18 protein-coding genes are annotated in these 14678 nt (G+C 47.0%); 1 reads left to right on the top strand and 17 read right to left on the bottom strand.

Going from position 1 to position 14678, the window contains the following annotated elements; genetic code table 11:
- The 11 genes from panD to G7035_RS19080 all read right to left on the bottom strand — a co-directional run bounded on the left by panD (nt 1) and on the right by G7035_RS19080 (nt 9075).
- A complete protein-coding gene (gene panD, locus G7035_RS19130) occupies nt 1–384 on the bottom strand; it encodes an aspartate 1-decarboxylase (RefSeq protein ID WP_013371641.1) in 384 nt (127 codons plus the stop codon).
- Nucleotides 377–1315 carry a pantoate--beta-alanine ligase gene (panC, locus tag G7035_RS19125; protein WP_019687846.1) on the bottom strand — a complete coding sequence of 313 codons (939 nt, stop codon included), beginning with the start codon at nt 1313–1315 and terminating at the stop codon, nt 377–379. The genes panD and panC overlap by 8 nt, the downstream gene beginning before the upstream one ends.
- Nucleotides 1312–2220 (bottom strand): 3-methyl-2-oxobutanoate hydroxymethyltransferase, encoded by a 909-nt coding sequence (gene panB / locus G7035_RS19120; protein ID WP_016822182.1) that lies wholly within the window; start codon nt 2218–2220, stop codon nt 1312–1314. The genes panC and panB overlap by 4 nt, the downstream gene beginning before the upstream one ends.
- A 345-nt stretch (nt 2221–2565) precedes the next feature.
- Complete coding sequence (locus tag G7035_RS19115) at nt 2566–3540, bottom strand: biotin--[acetyl-CoA-carboxylase] ligase (RefSeq protein ID WP_019687847.1); 975 nt, start codon at nt 3538–3540, stop codon at nt 2566–2568.
- Nucleotides 3533–4855, bottom strand: coding sequence for a CCA tRNA nucleotidyltransferase (locus G7035_RS19110; protein ID WP_019687848.1), 1323 nt, complete (start codon nt 4853–4855; stop codon nt 3533–3535). The genes G7035_RS19115 and G7035_RS19110 overlap by 8 nt, the downstream gene beginning before the upstream one ends.
- 54 nt (nt 4856–4909) lie before the next feature.
- The gene (gene bshA / locus G7035_RS19105) at nt 4910–6073 is read right to left on the bottom strand and encodes an N-acetyl-alpha-D-glucosaminyl L-malate synthase BshA (protein WP_016822185.1); all 1164 of its coding nucleotides are present in this window, start codon (nt 6071–6073) and stop codon (nt 4910–4912) included.
- An 85-nt stretch (nt 6074–6158) separates the two neighbouring features.
- Nucleotides 6159–6851, bottom strand: coding sequence for a bacillithiol biosynthesis deacetylase BshB1 (bshB1, locus tag G7035_RS19100; RefSeq protein ID WP_016822186.1), 693 nt, complete (start codon nt 6849–6851; stop codon nt 6159–6161).
- The gene (mgsA, locus tag G7035_RS19095; RefSeq protein WP_019687849.1) at nt 6848–7285 is read right to left on the bottom strand and encodes a methylglyoxal synthase; all 438 of its coding nucleotides are present in this window, start codon (nt 7283–7285) and stop codon (nt 6848–6850) included. The genes bshB1 and mgsA overlap by 4 nt, the downstream gene beginning before the upstream one ends.
- A 56-nt stretch (nt 7286–7341) precedes the next feature.
- Nucleotides 7342–8145 carry a 4-hydroxy-tetrahydrodipicolinate reductase gene (gene dapB / locus G7035_RS19090; RefSeq protein WP_016822187.1) on the bottom strand — a complete coding sequence of 268 codons (804 nt, stop codon included), beginning with the start codon at nt 8143–8145 and terminating at the stop codon, nt 7342–7344.
- A 31-nt stretch (nt 8146–8176) separates the two neighbouring features.
- Nucleotides 8177–8695, bottom strand: coding sequence for a tetratricopeptide repeat protein (locus G7035_RS19085; RefSeq protein ID WP_016822188.1), 519 nt, complete (start codon nt 8693–8695; stop codon nt 8177–8179).
- A 50-nt stretch (nt 8696–8745) separates the two neighbouring features.
- The gene (locus tag G7035_RS19080) at nt 8746–9075 is read right to left on the bottom strand and encodes a nucleotide pyrophosphohydrolase (RefSeq protein WP_019687850.1); all 330 of its coding nucleotides are present in this window, start codon (nt 9073–9075) and stop codon (nt 8746–8748) included.
- A gap of 215 nt (nt 9076–9290) precedes the next feature.
- On the opposite strand from G7035_RS19080, the gene G7035_RS19075 reads away from it, so the two are divergent.
- Nucleotides 9291–10160, top strand: coding sequence for a YitT family protein (locus tag G7035_RS19075; RefSeq protein ID WP_016822189.1), 870 nt, complete (start codon nt 9291–9293; stop codon nt 10158–10160).
- Nucleotides 10161–10236: 76 nt separating this feature from the next.
- On the opposite strand, the gene G7035_RS19070 is transcribed toward G7035_RS19075, so the two are convergent.
- The 6 genes from G7035_RS19070 to G7035_RS19045 all read right to left on the bottom strand — a co-directional run bounded on the left by G7035_RS19070 (nt 10237) and on the right by G7035_RS19045 (nt 14551).
- On the bottom strand, nt 10237–11082 hold the full coding sequence (locus tag G7035_RS19070) for a sporulation protein YpjB (RefSeq protein ID WP_019687851.1): 846 nt from the start codon (nt 11080–11082) through the stop codon (nt 10237–10239).
- Between the two features lie 136 nt (nt 11083–11218).
- A complete protein-coding gene (locus tag G7035_RS19065; protein ID WP_230877795.1) occupies nt 11219–11725 on the bottom strand; it encodes a GNAT family N-acetyltransferase in 507 nt (168 codons plus the stop codon).
- A 129-nt stretch (nt 11726–11854) separates the two neighbouring features.
- Nucleotides 11855–12505, bottom strand: a complete 651-nt coding sequence (locus G7035_RS19060) for a DUF1405 domain-containing protein (RefSeq protein WP_019687854.1) — start codon at nt 12503–12505, stop codon at nt 11855–11857.
- 173 nt (nt 12506–12678) lie between these two features.
- Nucleotides 12679–12858: an IDEAL domain-containing protein gene (locus tag G7035_RS19055; protein ID WP_013371655.1), complete on the bottom strand. Its 180-nt coding sequence runs from the start codon at nt 12856–12858 to the stop codon at nt 12679–12681.
- 22 nt (nt 12859–12880) lie between these two features.
- A complete protein-coding gene (locus tag G7035_RS19050; RefSeq protein ID WP_016822194.1) occupies nt 12881–13387 on the bottom strand; it encodes a gamma carbonic anhydrase family protein in 507 nt (168 codons plus the stop codon).
- A 54-nt stretch (nt 13388–13441) separates the two neighbouring features.
- On the bottom strand, nt 13442–14551 hold the full coding sequence (locus G7035_RS19045) for a hypothetical protein (protein ID WP_019687855.1): 1110 nt from the start codon (nt 14549–14551) through the stop codon (nt 13442–13444).
- Nucleotides 14552–14678 lie beyond the last annotated feature (127 nt).

Raw genomic sequence — 14678 nt, 5'->3', positions numbered from 1 at the left:
TTACATGATCGTTGCATGTACTTCCTTGTTCATCGTTTGGGCTGGTTTATTATGTTCATCCACAAATACCACAGTTGGTTTGTATGTTTTGGCCTCTTCATTCGACATGGAAGCATAGGAAATAATAATGACTGTATCACCGGGCTGGACCAGACGGGCTGCCGCACCGTTGAGACAAATCACGCCGCTCCCACGCGGTCCGGGGATCACATAGGTTTCCAGTCGAGCTCCATTATTATTGTTTACAATTTGAACCTTTTCATTCTCCAGTAGATCCGATGTCTCCATTAAATCCTCATCTATGGTAATACTTCCCACGTAGTTCAGGTTAGCTTCGGTAACCGTCGCGCGGTGAATTTTTGATTTCATCATAGTTCTAAACATGGGAAAGTACCTCCACTTTCTGTATTCTTATATTATCAATCAGTCGGGTATTCCCAAATTTTACAGCCAGCGCAACAATGACGTCTTCTTGCACATCACATAGGCGCTGCTCAGGGCGAAGGGGCTCCAGGCCAGGAAATGTTAATATTTCAATATAGTCAATATCTGCCAAAGGAGATGAGGCGATGGTCGACTCCACCATTTGACGCAACTGCTCAATCGTAATGGTGTTCTGCACAATATCTTCGCTCACTTCTTGCACCTTGCGCAGTGACTGGGACAGCACTAACGCCTGCTCTCGCTGTTCCGCACTTAAATAGACATTACGGGAGCTAAGGGCCAAACCATCGGCCTCTCTAACGATAGGACAAGGTATGAGGGTCACATTCATATTAAGATCAGTCACCATTTGTTGAAGCACAGCAACCTGTTGCGCATCCTTCATGCCAAAGAAGGCCAAATCAGGACCTACCATGTTAAACAGCTTGGCTACCACTGTAGTCACACCATCAAAATGGCCAGGACGGGAAGCGCCGCACAAGCGGTCTGTCAAAGCGGATACGCGAATTTTGGTTTGAGTTGGCTGTGGATACATTTCTGCTACAGTCGGCAAAAAGACAATATCCACGCCTTCGCGCCGTGCTACTTCCAGATCACGAGCTTCATCGCGAGGATAGCTGTCCAAATCCTCGGTAGGTCCAAATTGAATTGGATTAACGAAAATACTAAGCACGACCGTATCTGCCATTTCACGCGCCTTTTGCATCAAGCTCGCGTGCCCTTCGTGCAGGTATCCCATTGTTGGTACAAAGCCGACTTTATGTTGTTGTACAGAGGCAGAATCGTGTAGCATTTTTGCTCCATTGGCCCCAAGCTGCCGACGCTCGGCAATAACCTTACGCAGTTGAGCCACTTCTCTTACGATGATCATGACTGTGATTCCACCTTTTCCTTAGCTTGTTCCTGCGCTTGTCCTTTTGCCTGACCGTACAAGGACTCCAGGGACTCCACAACGCGATCATCCGCGCTGAACACATGCTCTGCGGCCGGGAATGCCCGCCCTTTCACATCGCTCACATACTGCTCAATGCTGCTGCGGATCAAGCCGCCTACATCGGCATAGGTTTTAACAAAACGTTTACTGAAATATGGCGATGCATATTGAATTAGATCGTGATAAACAAGTACCTGACCGTCACATCCACGTCCTGCACCGATTCCAATGGTTGGAATGGAAAGTTCTTTAGAGATCGCCGTTGCCACTTCCTCAGTCACCAATTCCAGTACAATACCAAAGGCACCAGCCTGCTCTAACGCCTTGGCATCAGCCATTAACCGGCGTGCGTCTGCTTCGTCCTTACCTTGAATGCGATAACCGCCAATCTGATTAACCGATTGCGGAGTAAGTCCGATATGTCCTAGCACAGGTACACCTGCCTGAACAGTCGCTTTTACGACATCGGCAATTTCAGCTCCGCCCTCCAATTTAACAGCATGCGCATGTCCTTCCTGCATCAGACGACGGATGCCTTGAAGACTTTCAGATATGCTGCCGTGATATGTCATAAAAGGCATGTCCGCTACGATAAATGTATGCTCAGCGCCTCTTGCCACTGTCCGGGAATGGTACACCATATCATCCAAGGTCACAGGGATGGTTGAATCGTAACCAAGAACTACGTTACCCAGCGAGTCACCCACGAGAATGATATCAATTCCCGCCTCCTCGGCAATTTTAGCCGATGGATAATCATAGGCGGTCAGCATACTGAGCGGAATGCCCTCTTGCTTCATTTTTTTCATTTTTACAATATTCAGTGCTTGTTTTCCTGCCATTGCGAATGGCTCCCTTCCATCTTTTTTTGGCACAAAAAATAACCTTTTATGAACGCCTGTACATATGCGTCATCAAAAGGTCCGAACAGCCAAAAAAGACACTCATTTTGAGATCGTCCCTTCTGTCTCGGTCCTGTTCGGCTCAGAGCAGAATCCAACGTAACCTTCAAATGAAGTTATGATGGTCTTACAAACTTACTAAAGTAGAGCATGTGCCCTTGGAGTGCAGCTCGGACCGTCCGATGCCGCCTCCTGCACAGTATAACAAAAAATATCAGCTTTTTCACGTGAAGTTTTACACAGGAAACAGAAAGATTGTGGTCGTATGCTCAGCTAGGGTCGCTTCTACAAATGTATATCCCCTGAAATGACCTGGATTCGCTCACCGTGGTCCGTTTCAATTACAAGTGCTCCTGAAGGGTCCAAGCCAACCGCTGTACCTTCTACCGCCATCCCTTGTCCCGTATGTGCCCGTACGCTGCGGTTCATCGTCACGGATAACGCCTCCCACAGCATGGCTATAGGCTGGAACCCCTGATCGGCATATAGCTTGCTTAGCTGCTCCATTTCTTCCAAAACAGCAGCAATCAGCGCAGTACGGTCAATTTCAAGCCCTGCCTCTATTTTCAAAGATGTCCCTACATGGGATAACTCTTCCGGGTAATCTTCTACATTCAAATTAACGTCAATGCCAATCCCTGCAATGCAGTAGCGAACCCGTTGATCCTCTGTTGCAGATTCCAGCAGAATACCGGATACCTTGCGACCATGAATCAGCAGATCGTTGGGCCATTTGATGCCTGCCTCTACACCCGTCAGTCGGCGAATAGCCCTACACACCGCCACGCCTGTTAACAGCGTTAGCTGAGGGGTAAAGGCCAAGGGCTGGGTGGGGCGCAATACAATGCTCATCCAGATACCTTTGCCGCGAGGAGAATACCATTTCCGCCCCAGACGTCCCCGACCTGCCGTTTGTTCCTCCGCAAGCACTAACGTTCCCTCCGGCGCACCCTCTTCTGCCAAACGCATTGCATCCTGCTGAGTGGATACCGTTGAGTCCAGAATAACGATACGCTGACCAAACGATTGAGTGGTTAACATACCTGCCAATTTGGAGACTTCCAGCCGGTCTGGCTGAGATATCAGCCGATAGCCCCGCCGTGAGGAAGCATCGATATTATAACCCAGCTCACGCAATTTGTTGATCTGCTTCCATACCGCTGTACGACTAACCGACAGTCGTCGGCTAATCTCCTCCCCGGATACGTAATCGGATGAACCTTCCTCCAGTATGCCTAACAATCTTTCATGATTATTCACTACTCATCACCCGTTTCACTTCCTGAAGCAATGTTTCTGTTTCATTCGGGATATCTCCGCAAGCGACCGCTTGTAAAAGCCGTTCCATCATCTGTCCCAGCCAAGGTCCACCTGGTCGATTCATTGCCTGAACCAGTTCATTTCCAGTAATATTTAAATCCTTGATACGAACGACGACCGCCTGCTGTGTCCACGAGTTTGCCAGTTCGGCAATTTTCTTCACATGCTTTTCTACCCATGGCGGTAATCCGCGAAACGAAGAAGGCAGTGTCTTGTAAAGCTCCAGCCAGTCTGAAGCTGTGTCCTTTCCCAGCTTAATTAACAATCGAATCCAGCTACGACGTAATTCCTCATCGTTGATACGGTCTGGATCCCTCGAAACTGAGTTGCCAGCTATAGCAACAGCATGACCGATAAGCTCCTTTTCCCATTCCAATAAATGAACCAAACGCAGACGTACAGCATTGGAGAAGGTCCAAGCTCTTAATAGCTCGTCCGCTGCCTCTGAGCTAAGTCTACAAGACATAAGGAGCAAACCCCACCGCAGCTCTGCTGGCAGCTGCACGATCTCCTGGAGCGCCTGTGCGTCACATTGTTCCCAGGGAACCGGAACCTTCGTACAGCCCAGCAATCCGCTACGGCCCAGCATCTCCAGTCCACGTAATGGGTCAGGCCCCGCTAGCATCTTTTCTAACTCGACTCGTACCCGTTCCATGGCTATGTATCTAAGTCCCTCTCTGCGACGAATCATACCTTTCCAGGTATTGTAGGCCACTCGGAACCGAAATACAGAGGCAAAACGGATGCAACGCAGCATTCGTAGCCCGTCTTCCTCAAAGCGTTCCTCGGCTCGTCCCACACAACGAACGAGAGCGGCTCGCAAATCAACTTCCCCACCAAACGGGTCCACTCGCTCCCCATGTTCAGCCATCGCTATCGCGTTCATCGTGAAGTCCCGCCGCATCAGATCCTCACGGATGTCCTTCACAAAGGATACTTCCGTTGGACGGCGGTGATCGGTATAACCGCTTTCCGTACGAAAAGTGGTCACCTCGAATGCATAACCATCCTGCATGACCGTTACCGTCCCATGCTGGATTCCTGTCGGAATCACATGAGGGAACAGCGCTAAGACCTCTTCAGGCTCAGCCGAGGTGGTCAGATCCATATCATGAATAGCACGTCCTAATAGCTCATCCCGCACACAGCCACCGACCCAATAAGCTTCGTGGCCTGCTGTGGTTAGTGTATGTATGACCTCTCTGCCGTGAAGAGCCATCTCTGGGTCAGCATGTTGCCAAGTATTTGTATTCACAGGGTTTCCCCCTTTGCAAGTATTCAATAAAAAAACGGACGCGAGTCCGCCCCCTTAAACGCTGATCGGTTTAAGATCCGGCACCTCGCGTCCCAACACACGGTAATAAATCTCTTCATATTGACGAGTAATCAGCTTATCACAGAATACGGTACGTGCGCGTGTCAGGCACGCTTCACGGAAACGTTCCGCCATTGCTTCATCGGACAACAGTTCTACTGCATATTCTGCCATCGCCTCTGTATTACCGATTTCAGCCAGATACCCCGTACTTCCATGTACGACGAGTTCAGGTACTCCTCCTGCCTGAGAACCGATTGTTGGCACTCCACAAGCCATGGCTTCCAGCGCAACTAGACCAAAACTTTCTTTCTCCGACGGAAGCAACAGCACATCTGCCATAGAAATCACTTCTGCGATTTGATCCTGCTTACCTAAAAAGAAGACTTTGTCCTGCAAGCCTAAACTTTCGATTTTACAACGAATTTTCGGAAGATCCGGTCCTTCTCCCACCAACAGTAGCTTCGCAGGTACCTTTTGTTGCACTCTGTCGAAAATATCCAGCACATCTCCCACCCTTTTGACAGGACGGAAATTGGAAATATGCATCATAATTTTTTCGTGCGGTTGGGCAAAATCTCTCCTAAGCGCAGCAGCATCTCGTGGATAATATACTCGTTTATCTACAAAGTTGTAAGTCAAATCAATAGGTCGTGTTATTTCCAACGCATCAATCGTCTCCCGAATCAAATCTTTGGAGACGGCTGTCACAGCGTCACTTTTGTTAATAGCCAGTCGAATCAGATCCTTTAATGATTCATCCTGTGCCAACACTGTAATATCTGTACCGTGCAGGGTGGTAACCACTTTCAAATGATCGCCCACCATTTCCTTCGCCAAATATGCGCATACTGCATGCGGAACAGCATAATGGACATGAAGTACATCCAAATTCTTCATTTGAGCCACCTGGGCCATTTTTGTCGCTAGCGACAAATCATATGGCGGATATCTAAACACGTAATAATCGTTAACCTCAACTTCGTGATAAAAAATATTCTTCTGGAACGCCCCGCCTAATCTGAACGGAATGCTATTGGCAATAAAATGAACCTCATGCCCTTTTTCTGCCAGCAACTTGCCCAGCTCCGTAGCCACAACGCCAGAGCCACCCAGCGACGGATAACAGGTAATCCCAATTTTCAGTTTGTCATTCAAGCTAAGCTGCCTCCTTCCGTCCATCCATAATCACTCGTATGCCCATGTATTTCAGCATTCTACAACATGCGTAAGTATATAGTCCTTATTTGAATAGCTTAACCAGATATGGCGTTTTGGACGCAAATCCTTCTGCATATGAAATCAGTTTACGTTGACCCAACAACGAGTCCCGAGCTTTTACACGTTCCACATACCCCTGATTCAGTGGTGTGGATACCGTATCCTTCCCAGGCGCTGCCTGAAATTGCGAAACATAACTCAACAACGACTGTTCCTTGGCTTCATAATGCTCGGTAATGTCCACGATCAAGTCCGTTCTGCCGATATCATTAATAAAATAAAAATATAATTGCTCTACCTGTACCGCAGGACTTTCTGGCATAAAGCGTCTCAACTTGGCGTTAAACACAGCTTCCTCTACTAGCTTGCTGCACATGACATGATCCGGATGCCGATCCTCCCAATAAGGAGCAAATACAATTTTTGGTGCATGGCGTCTGATTTCTGCTGTAACTGCAGCTACATGTTCAGGAGTTACATATAACCCACGATCAGGCAGACCCAAATTCGTCCGCACAGCCAGCCCGAGCACTTTTGAAGCGTGTTCAGCTTCTGCCATACGAGTATCCACATCACCATTAGATGACATTTCAGCCCGTGTCAAATCGCACACCCCCACCTTTAACCCAGCGGCTGTATGCTTGGCAATCGTGCCTCCCATTCCTATTTCTGCATCGTCGGCATGGGCTCCAAAAATCAGGATGTCCAGCGTCATTTTAGATCACCCTGCTGGTCAATGCCCGGTTTATATTTATGTACCAGTTCACGCCAAGCAAAATCGCCACGATCTAGCGCTTTAACCAGTATTTCAGCAGTTGCAACGTTGGTTGCCAAAGGAATCCCCTGTACATCACACAGACGTAATAATGCGCTAATGTCCGGCTCATGCGGCTGTGCCATGAGTGGATCACGCAAAAATATAATCAAGTCCATGTCATTTTGCGCAACCATAGCCCCGATTTGCTGATCTCCACCAAGCGGCCCAGACATGAAGCGGTGAATTTGAAGCTTGGTTTGCTCCATAATGCGCTGACCTGTTGTACCTGTTGAATATAATTGGTGATCTGTAAAAACATGCTCATATGCCGTAATAAAATTAACCATTTCATCCTTTTTGCGATCATGCGCTATAAATGCAATCTTTAACATTCAAAATTCCTCCTGCCTCATTCTATAATTCCATTCATCAATTCATTCGTATATTCTTAATCAATGTAATGTTCAAAACCATATACAAGCCCCGGCTGCTCCATTACCTTCTGGATACCGATTTTAACACCAGGCATGTATCCAGCCCGTTCATATGAATCCTGACGAATTTTCAGAGATTGTCCAAATCCTCCAAATATGACTTCTTGCTGTGCGAACACACCGGGAAGACGGACACTGTGAATGCGGAAGCCTTGATAATAACCGCCACGCGATCCTTCTAGCGTTTCTTCCTCTTCCGGGTTGCCTTGTCGTAGCTCCTGACGCTGCTCGGCGATCAGTTCAGCAGTCTTAATGGCTGTACCTGAGGGCGCGTCCAATTTTTGGTCACCATGATATTCGATGATTTCCAGATGTGGGAAATACTTCGCTGCCTGAGCCGCAAACCGCATCATCAAAATGACGCCGATCGAAAAGTTGGGCGCAATTAGACCACCAATTTGTTGCTCACGACACTGCTTGTCCAGTTCATCAATTTGTTCAGGAGTAAACCCTGTCGTACCGATAACTGGACGAACTCCATGCTTAATAGCAAGCGCTGTATGTGCGTACGCAAAACGCGGCCCCGTAAAGTCAACCATGACATCGGCTCGGCTCTCCAGTAAAGCCTGCTCTACATCCTCCATAATAGCGATACCAGCTTCCGGTAGTCCAACGAGAAGGCCGGCATCACTGCCGGCGTGTGTTCTGTTCACTGCGGCTACAAGCTGTAGTTCCTCATCCTGAAGAACCAATTTGACCACCTCACGGCCCATACGTCCTGCTGCTCCAACGACAGCCACTTTTATTGGTTCTGACATATCCCTACAACTCCTTATGCATCCATTTGTGCTAGATTTGTTCATTCATCTGTTGGCATAATTTCTTCATGAGGTTGGCAAGCTGCACATTATGAGGAAACAGCGCTGCAGCCTCACGAGCAGCCTGCACAGCCAGCTTATATTCATTCAATTCGTCATAAATCAAAGCGAGCAGTAAAAATGCGTCACCACATAACGGATCAAGGGAAATTGCCCGTTCGAGCAGCAAAATCGCATCCTGGCGCATCTGTGGCGTAGCTCTGTCGACCTCCAGCATTTTTCTGGCTTTTTCTGTATACTGCCTGGCTTCCTGCGCATGCAGATGGAGAACATATTCATCCTGCTGTGGAGCGAGACGGACCGCATGCTCTGCATATGCCAGGGCCTGCTCCAATCGTCCACTGCGAGCATAGGTAACCGAGCAACGGAAATAATGCTCCGCATGATCAGGCTGGGCTGAAATCGCTTTTTCAAACCATTCCACCGCCTGCTCAAAATCGTTCTGCAAAATGCACTGATAAGCTTTCTGAACGTATTCCTCCGCCTTCATGACACTGCACCTCCGGGTAACCGGTTTGGTACAGCATATGTACAAAACGCCTAATCGGTGTCCTTTTTGGTCCAGCGATTCGCGTCACGCGTGTTAAATTTATGCATAACCTTATCATGTGCCTCAGTCAAATTGATACCCAGTGAGTTCGCAAAGCAAACAGTGATGAACAAAATATCCCCCAGCTCCAGCTCAATGGAATTGTCCGCCTCATCCTTTTTTTTCGGCTTCTCACCAAAGGAGTGATTGACTTCCCTCGCCAGTTCACCGACTTCCTCGGACATCCTGGCCAACATGGCCAAAGGACTAAAGTACCCTTCCTTAAATTGAGAGATGTACTGGTCCACCTCACGTTGAATTTCATCTAACGATTTTTCCATGAAACACGCAATCCCCCCATGTGCAGGTTTATTCATATGTTATCGTAAAGCACATTTTAAAACAAATTTTTTTTAATTGTGAACTAGCGAACCCAACTTGCAGTCATCTGTCTTTTAAAGATGCCGCAAAAAGGTATACTAAACATAAGGGTCTGCGATTTAGCAAAAAATTGTATGTAGTCGCACAGCCTTAAACTGCTACTGTGAGGGATCATATGAAAATATCCAAGTCCATGGAACAGCTTAAATTGATTTTGCCCATCGTATTTGGCACCGCCATCTATGCATTCGGTCTGCTTTATTTTATTATACCCAGTAAACTGATGGAAGGCGGTATTACAGGGATCACCCTGCTGCTAAATTATGCTTTTTCGATTTCACCTTCTCTCTCCACTTTGTTACTGAATATTCCATTATTTTTGATTGGATGGAAAATGCTTGGGGGCAAGCAGATTATATACACGGGGGTTGGTATCGGGTCGCTCACATTCTTTTTGTGGTTGTTTGAAAAAATGATTCATCTCGGATGGATGGGGACCTTTCAGACTGAACACGATTTTATACTTTCTTCATTATATGCAGGGGTTACGCTTGGGGCCGGGTTAGGTATTGTGTTTCGCTTTGGCGGCACTACTGGAGGCTCGGATATTATCGCTCGTATTTTAAACCGGAAGTTTGGCTGGAGTATGGGAAGAATTCTACTGGTCATTGATATTGTCATTATCGGCGCTTCATTACTTTACATACCCAAAGAAAAAATTCTATATACATTAGTGGCTGTGTTCATCGCGTCCAAGATTATTGATTTTATACAAGAAGGGGCCTACTCTGCCAGAGCCTTTATGATTATCAGCGACCATACGATGGACATTGCAGATATTATTACCAGGGACATGGATCGTGGAGTTACCATTATTCCGGCTGTAGGTGCATTTTCCAAACAGGCCAAGCATGTTGCCTATTGTGTCGTGTCCCGTCAGGAAATAAGACGACTGCATCAAATTGTTAAATCAGTTGATCCACGGGCGTTTATCATCATTCAGGATGTGCATGATGTACATGGCGAGGGGTTCAAAGAGGAATAGCCCGGTAATCCGGGCAATGGGCTGACATCTATGAACGGCTCCACAGCCAGCGATGCGAATGTTCAAACTTTCATCATTACCCAGTGAAACCAGCCCGATATTTACGATAACCTGCATAGGCCAGCGCCAACAGCACAATCATGCCGATAGCCAATTCAGCCCGGCGCTCACTCTCACGCGGGATAAATGGTGCCAGTGCGGTAGCGTCTTTTTCACGTCCAAACAAGGCATTCAACGTCGGGTTGCCCTGGTCCAGTGCTCCTCTAATCGCTGAGGCATCTGCATTTTGCTGATCCCCCAATCCTTTGACGTAGGAAATCCAGGAATCAGTCCGCACGACCTCGGTTGTTCTGCCCTGGATCAATGCTGCTGTACGGATCGTTTCATAGTGATCCTCTAGAACTGCGGTTCCAGCTTTGAATCCCTTCATATTCCCTTTAGCAAACTGGTTATTCAAGCCGCTAACATCTTCTCTTAAAATCTTATAATACTGCTGCCATAAAGGCTGGCGCGGGTGCGCAAGCGCATCTGTCGCAAGCCGTAAATTGGCCGCTGCCTTCACCCATTCATCCGGTGATGCTTGAACCGACTGTGTAGCTTGCTGCACCTCCAGGATGCTGCCGGATAGAGCATGAATGGCCTCTACAGATAGCGCGGCCTGTACCTGTCCAGTGCTGAACCATCTGCTCACCTCGGCTACATCCGCACGCGCTTTTTCAATATTCCCGTCCATTACGTCACGGTACAGTGTCGCAGCTACATGATCCAGTTCTTCAATTTCCTTGCTATTACCTTCGGGTTTTGGCTGATCGCGCGCTTCTGCCATACCTGGAGGGACGTAGACGGACAGCAGCAGGACCATGGATAACACAATACTCGAAACCACACGTAACGTAATACGAACCCCCCGACCCCTAATCATGGGACATCCCTCCTCACCTTACTGTATGGCAAGGTTAACGGGACTAGAACTGGCTTTAGGTGAATCATTCGAAACCGGCTATGCTCTGGACAAAACAGGAAACATAAGTGGATTTTCATTACATCTGTTTGGGTGCTTAGTCATATAAAACAGTGTAGTATAAGGAATGTCGCCTCGCTCCAAAAATATCGTAACAGTTCATCGTATCTCCTTCGAAATCTGCAACAACAATCGTATCGTATTGAGGTATGTGCCAAAAAAACTTGTCTTTAAAAAATAACGTACTATAAAATAAAACCAACCACTCATTGTTTTCCGCAGAAAAAAGTGAATACGGATTGAAGTCAGCACTCTTCATTTTCAACAACTGCAAATCCGGCATTTCTTCCATATTTAATTGATCAATCTTTATGTTTAGGTTGCTGGTAGGTGCCTTCCGACTACATTGATACTCAGGTGCCGAAGCGAAGCCGAATCTAGGATAAAAATCCTTCACACTATCATTTCCAAACAGATAGATACCGTCACAGATACCGTCACAATTGCCATGCCAATCTTTCAGCGCTTGCTCTACTAAAAACCGACTCAAACCTTGATTCCTGTAGTTTGCAATCCCCCAATTGAAACCAGGTTTCAAAATCAAAACCAAAACTCTGTTTTGCTAAATAATTAAAGCTTGCTTTTATTTTGTGATCATCACGGATGCCTTTTTGGAATACATATTCCTTCTGATTTATAACGATATGCATCTCTATTTCTCCATTCAAAAGACTCAAGCTAGTTCACGATAAGACGATACCTTTCGATTGCGTGCTAGCATGGCAAGCCATGCCGCTACAATACTAACAAGGGTCAGCATGTAGGTAAAAGTACGCACTTGCGTCACATTATCCGTTAGCGTCCTGGGAAGATAAGGGTATATGCCATAGGTATAATCCATCGTATCATTTAACAATGTCCAAAGTGCGGCTAAGCATAAAGCAATCCATTTGCAGCTAAAAAACCGTACAAACAGTAATGCTTCGACCGCCATTGCTGTGTGAGATGCTATCAGCATCCAATCCTGCCATACCATAGGTCCCCCCTGCGCAACTCCCCACAAAATAATAGCCGAAGCCCAAATGCCGTACTTTACACTCGTAACGACAGCCAATGCTTCCATGATCTGGCGAATGACCTTCAAGCTTTTGAAATGCGGAGGATAGAGCAAAAATGCTATTGAAATTGTAAAAAATAGGCTGGCCGTCGGACTATCAGGCACAAATACAATCTGCCACGCCGGGTGATAATTCAGTGTATATTCCAGCTGTCCCCCATACCATATGTACCCATACACCGTTCCAACTAAATTACACCAGAACAGCAGCCACAAAAAGGGCCGGCTCGTCAAGAACGACCGGCTCCACAAATAAGATAACGACACGTCCTTCATCCTCCGTTCATACGACAGTTGCCTTGTACAGGCACTATCCTACAATGACTATATCATATCCAAGCGTATCAAAAAAACCTGACCGCCGTTACAGTCAGGTTTGATGATATAATCTCGAACTGGCGCTTGGTCAAAATGACCACCTTAAGCTTACCAAAAGCGGTCTAACTCATTGCTTTCAGCTCATCCGTAAGATGACGAAAAGCTACTTCATCTCCGGAGGCTAACGCCTCATCAATATCCTTGTAGAGTTTTTCACTCCGGTGTTTACGTAATGCCTCGTCCAAAACCATCTCAGCAGACAGGCCCAACATTACCTCATAAGTAACCTTCATTTTATCCATAGGATGCACCTCCAACATGAGTTTAAGAGATCCTATATTCTTTTCCTTTCGCCACATAGCTGAGTGTCGTTCGTGACATCCGCTGCAAATCTGCATCTGTCAATTCGCGCACCACTTTGGCAGGTGTACCGATAGAAAGAGTATAGGGTGGTATTTTGGTATTTTCCGTAACGACCGACCCTGCTCCTATTAAAGCATATTCACCAAGCTCCGCTCCGTTGAGTACAATGGCCCCCATACCAATTAAAGTGCCTTTGCCTATCGTACAACCGTGGATAATGGCAGCATGTCCTACCGAAATATCATCCGCCAGCAACAGGGGCTGATTCGTGTTCACATGTCCCACGACACCGTCCTGAATATTGCAGCGTTCACCGATAATGATAGGCGCCATATCCCCGCGCAGTACGGCATTAAACCATACGGAGGAATCTTGGCCGATCGTTACTTTTCCGACGATTTTTGCTCCTTCTGCCACATAGACAGATGAATGGAGTTGTGGCAAGTTTCCGTTGTAGTGAATTAGCATCAACTTCACCCTCTCATATTTTGGGTGAAATTCTATCAATATGTGTACTGCTTGTCAATGGAGCTGTATACCCGAGTCGTTTCGCCCAAGACGGCACTCTCCCGCCAACTTCTGCCCCCAGGCCGTCATTTGTACAGAGGGTCCTGTCGGATGCTCACCTTGTCGAAGCATACCCAAGTGAAGCATCATTCGTATAATCCTCTGATCAAAGACCGAACGGGAGGTATCATAGTAAAACGGTCGGATCAGTGGGCCGATATGCACAAAAAGCGACTCTGAGGAAGTCCATGGCCTGGCACATTCTCCAATCCAGTAGACTAGTGAAAGCAGATTGGGTACGGCTCCTTTATACAATCTTAACCAAAACCTGAATAGCTGTATCATTTCATCCTCAATTGCGAGTTCCTGTTGCGCCTCCCCTTTTGCGGTCAGCTCAACCCGGTCTCCCTTCTCCTCAATATACTTGGAGTGCCGGGCGTAATCATACAGTAATGCCATTCGATCCGGATAAAACTTAAAAGAGGAACCATAGCCAAAACGCCATCCTCCTTTACCCAATAACGGCTCCGCAATGTGCAAATGCTCCATTAGCTGCTGCTGATTGCGACGGTACCAAGCTCCCTCAGGATTAAGCAGAACCTCATGCTGCCTCATATATTGAAGGAAAAGCCGTAAATCCTCCGCCAGTAGATGCCCTTCATCCCGATACGACGACGGTTCGCTTACCCGGATCATTCCGTTTTGAAAGTCATGTACCATAACACGCCGAAAGCGCTCCTTCATATCCGAAGGAATTTGGTACAAATATCTCGTATTGTGCGTTGAACCATTGAACAACCAGCCGCTAGAACGTAGACGGGTCACAATATCTCGTGGTCGCTCACCAGCATCTCCGTCCTGCTCGACAGACTGTTTGGCAATCGCAATCAATTCCTCCATACTGAAATAAGGTCGGTCATCGAACAATAGCGCATTCAAAAACCTTACCTCTGACAACCTCAGCTCCTTGACCTGCGTCTCAAAAAAACTACTACTGCCGAGCTTTGTCAAAATCCCTTGGATCAACTCATGCTTGGAATTAGGTTTGCAGTCACAATCGTAATACACTGCGATTCTGTTCAAATGCACAATATCCGCAAATGTCAGCATATCCGCCAGATTCATTGTTCCATCGCCTCGTCACTGGACTGTCATCCGGAAATGATTCTTACCTGTTGTACCCACAGCTTTGACGGAATCTTCAGACTCTAAACCTCTTTTTCTGCAAAGGTATAATTAAAAAACAAAAAGA

The sequence above is a fragment of the Paenibacillus polymyxa genome, assembly GCF_015710975.1.
Taxonomy (GTDB): domain Bacteria; phylum Bacillota; class Bacilli; order Paenibacillales; family Paenibacillaceae; genus Paenibacillus; species Paenibacillus polymyxa.
The sequence above is the reverse complement of the archived record's forward strand: the minus strand, read 5'-3'. Positions and strand labels throughout refer to the sequence as shown.